At 72.1% G+C, this 3,902-nt stretch carries 3 protein-coding genes; all 3 read left to right on the top strand.

The genetic code is table 11. From position 1 onward, the window contains the following. Positions 1-244: 244 nt before the first annotated feature. The 3 genes from ACFV0G_RS18755 (at position 245) to cimA (ending at position 3,805) form a co-directional block, all read left to right on the top strand. The gene (locus ACFV0G_RS18755) at positions 245-1,357 is read left to right on the top strand and encodes a branched-chain amino acid aminotransferase (RefSeq protein WP_380548511.1); all 1,113 of its coding nucleotides are present in this window, start codon (positions 245-247) and stop codon (positions 1,355-1,357) included. A 98-nt stretch (positions 1,358-1,455) separates the two neighbouring features. Next, entirely contained in the window at positions 1,456-1,587 is a 132-nt protein-coding gene (locus ACFV0G_RS18750) for a hypothetical protein (RefSeq protein ID WP_380548508.1), read from the top strand. Positions 1,588-2,197: 610 nt separating this feature from the next. After that, the gene (gene cimA, locus ACFV0G_RS18745; protein WP_380548505.1) at positions 2,198-3,805 is read left to right on the top strand and encodes a citramalate synthase; all 1,608 of its coding nucleotides are present in this window, start codon (positions 2,198-2,200) and stop codon (positions 3,803-3,805) included. The last annotated feature ends 97 nt before the right edge of the window (positions 3,806-3,902 follow it).

The following is a 3,902-nucleotide window of genomic DNA, read 5'->3' as shown; positions in this document are numbered from 1 at the left end:
CGGGGGGGCGCCGCCCGCGCCGCCGGTTTCGGCGGTTGCGGGGCGGGCCCGCACACCCCCCCCCCCGCCCCTACGGGGCCGGAGCAGGAGACCACAGCAGCCGCCCGGCTGTTCGGCACGGCCCTCTGGATGCGAGTATCGACAGTGGGCCGTGCCGTCGTGCGTCCTTCCCCGGTCCGAGGCCGGGGGGACCTTCATCGGCGGTGGCGGCCCGGACCAACCCCACGGTGAAGGACAGACAGTCATGAGTACGCCCACCCAGGCGCCCATCACGTTCGACCTCAAGCCCTCCGCGCACCCGCTGTCGGACGCGGAGCGCGAGGCCCGGCTGGCCAACCCGGGATTCGGCCGGATCTTCACCGACCACATGGTCACCATCCGGTGGACGGAGGGCCTGGGCTGGCACGACGCCCAGCTCACCCCGTACGCGCCGCTGGAGGTCGACCCGGCCAACATGACGCTGCACTACGGCCAGTCGATCTTCGAGGGCCTCAAGGCCTACCGGCAGGCCGACGGCTCGATCTCCACCTTCCGCCCGGAGGCCAACGCGGCCCGCTTCCAGGCCTCCGCCCGCCGCCTGGCGATGCCCGAGCTGCCGATCGAGACCTTCGTCGAGGCGGTCGAGCTGCTCGTCCAGCAGGAGCAGGCCTGGGTGCCGAGCCAGCCGGAGCAGAGCCTCTACCTGCGCCCCTTCATGTTCGCCACCGAGGTCGGCCTGGGTGTCCGCCCGGCGAACTCCTACCTGTTCATGATCATCGCCTCGCCGGCCGGCGCCTACTTCCCCGGCGGCATCAAGCCGGTCTCGGTCTGGCTCTCCGAGGAGTACGTCCGGGCCGCGCCGGGCGGCACCGGCGCCGCCAAGTGCGCCGGCAACTACGCCGCCTCCCTGGTCGCCCAGGCCCAGGCCGCGGCCAAGGGCTGCGACCAGGTCGTCTGGCTCGACGCCGCCGAGCACCGGTGGATCGAGGAGATGGGCGGCATGAACCTCTACTTCGTCTTCGGCGAGGGCGAGAACGCCACCATCGTCACCCCGGAGCTCTCCGGCGCGCTGCTGCCGGGCATCACCCGCGACTCGCTGCTGCAGCTCGCCGCCGACCTCGGCTACGCCGTCGAGGAGCGGAAGATCTCCACCGACGAGTGGAAGGAGCGCAACGCGGACGGCTCCCTCACCGAGGTGTTCGCCTGCGGCACCGCCGCGGTCATCACCCCGGTCGGCTCGGTCAAGTCCGCCCGCGCCGACTGGACGGTGGGCAAGGGCGAGCCCGGCCCGATCACCATGGAGCTGCGCAAGGCCCTCCTCGCCATCCAGGGCGGCCAGGCCCCCGACACCCACGGCTGGCTCCACAAGATCGTCTGACCTGCCGCGCACGGGCGTCCCGCCTTCCGGGACGCCCGTCCCGCGAGGGACGTCGGACGGGCCCGCTCGTCGAGCCGTGCGGAACGGAAGGAGAGGCCGTGACCGCTCTGCCGCACGAGTTCGCCGAGACCTGGGCCGGCCAGGACGGGGACCTCCTCGACGCCTTCCTGGCCCTGGACACCCCGGAGGGGCTCAAGGCCGAGCTCATCGAAGGGGGGAGATCGTCGTGACACCACCGCCGGACGGCGACCACGAGACCGGGATCGGCCGGATCGTCTGGCAGATCGCGAGGCAGTGTCCGAACGGGTCGACTTCGCACCGGGCAAGGGGCTGATCGTGCCCGGCGGCCGGCATCCCGCTCTACCTGCTGATCGACCGGCAGGCCAACCGGATCGTGCTGCACGCCGCCCCCGCGCGGGGCGACTACACCGAGGTGTCCGGCGTCCGGGTCGGCGATCCGCTGGCGCTGCCGGAACCGTTCGGGTTCGACCTGGCCACCGGTCGGCTGACCTGAGGCGTTCCGTATCGCGAGACACGCGGGCCGGATCGCGGATGGTGTGCCAGACTGCCGATGTGTCCTCGCTCTCGCTGATTATTGGCAGCAGGCGCGCCGGTCCGCAGTGACCGCCCCGCATCCACCCGCATGCGGCGCGACCACCAGCGTCCAGACCCGCGCGCAGACCTCTCGCACCCGCGAGGGGTCTTTTGTTTTGGCCCCGGACCGGCCGAAGCCCCCACAAGGGGCGGAGGGACACCGGGAGCGCGCGGGATGCTGGACAGTGGAGCCGGTCCCCAGACCCGGCAACAGCAGTAACTCCACCGAACGGAGAACCCAGGGCCATGACCGAGGCCAGCACCCCCAACGACAGCTTCCACGTCTTCGACACCACGCTGCGCGACGGCGCCCAGCGCGAGGGGATCAACCTCACCGTCGCGGACAAGCTGACCATCGCCCGGCACCTGGACGAGTTCGGCGTCGGCTTCATCGAGGGCGGCTGGCCCGGCGCCAACCCCCGCGACACGGAGTTCTTCGCCCGCGCGGCCGACGAGCTCGACCTCAAGCACGCCCAGCTGGTGGCCTTCGGCGCCACCCGCCGGGCCGGTGGCCGCGCCGCCGACGACCCGCAGCTCGCCGCCCTGGTCAACTCCGGTGCCCCGGTGGTCACCCTGGTCGCCAAGTCGCACGACCGGCACGTCGAACTCGCGCTGCGCACCACGCTGGAGGAGAACCTGGAGATGGTCCGCGACAGCGTCGCGTACCTGCGCGACCAGGGCCGCCGGGTCTTCATCGACTGCGAGCACTTCTTCGACGGCTACAAGGCGAACCCGCAGTACGCCCTCGCCGTCGTCCGCGCCGCGCACGAGGCCGGCGCCGACGTCGTGGTGCTCTGCGACACCAACGGCGGGATGCTGCCGCTCGGCGTGCGCGACATCGTGGCCGAGGTGCTCGCCGCCACCGGCGCCCGGCTCGGCATCCACGCCCAGGACGACACCGGCTGCGCGGTCGCCAACACCCTGGCCGCGGTGGACGCCGGCGCCACCCACGTCCAGTGCACCGCCAACGGCTACGGCGAGCGGGTCGGCAACGCCAACCTCTTCCCGGTCGTCGGCGCCCTGGAGATCAAGTACGACCGGCGGGTGCTGCCCGCCGGGCGGCTCGCCGAGATGACCCGGATCTCGCACGCCATCGCCGAGGTGGTCAACCTGGCGCCCTCCACGCACCAGCCGTACGTCGGCTTCTCGGCGTTCGCCCACAAGGCCGGCCTGCACGCCTCCGCGATCAAGGTCGACCCGGACCTGTACCAGCACATCGACCCGGAGCTGGTCGGCAACACCATGCGGATGCTGGTCTCCGACATGGCCGGCCGGGCCTCCGTCGAGCTGAAGGGCAAGGAGCTCGGCTACGACCTCTCCGCCGACCGCGACTTGGTCGGCCGGGTGGTCGCCAAGGTCAAGGAGCAGGAGAACCAGGGCTACACCTACGAGGCCGCCGACGCCTCCTTCGAACTGCTGCTGCGCGACGAGGTGCGCGGCCGCCGCGAGCGCTTCTACGCCCTGGAGTCCTGGCGGACCATCAGCGAGCAGCGGATGGACAACGGCGCCGGCAACGAGGCCACCGTCAAGGTGTGGGCCAAGGGCGAGCGCCGGATCGCCACCGGCGAGGGCAACGGCCCGGTCGACGCGCTCGACAAGGCGCTGCGCGCCGCCCTGGAGCGGACCTACCCGCAGCTGGCCAAGTTCGAGCTGGTGGACTACAAGGTCCGCATCCTGGAGGGCCAGCACGGCACCGGTTCCAAGACCCGGGTGCTGATCGAGTCCTCCGACGGCACGGCCAGCTGGTCGACGGTCGGCGTGGCCGACAACGTCATCGCCGCCTCCTGGCGGGCCCTGGACGACGCCTACACCTACGGCCTGCTGCGGGCCGGCGTGGAGCCCGAGGAGAGCTGACGGAGCGCCGAAGGGGCGGGGGGGTTTGTCCCCCCCCCCCCGCCCGGGGGTGAGGGCCGGGGGGTTTTAAACAAAGACGAGACCACCCAGAGTGGGG

The sequence above is a fragment of the Kitasatospora sp. NPDC059571 genome (assembly GCF_042735675.1).
Taxonomy (GTDB): Bacteria; Actinomycetota; Actinomycetes; order Streptomycetales; family Streptomycetaceae; genus Kitasatospora.
This window is presented reverse-complemented; position numbering and strand designations above follow the sequence as displayed.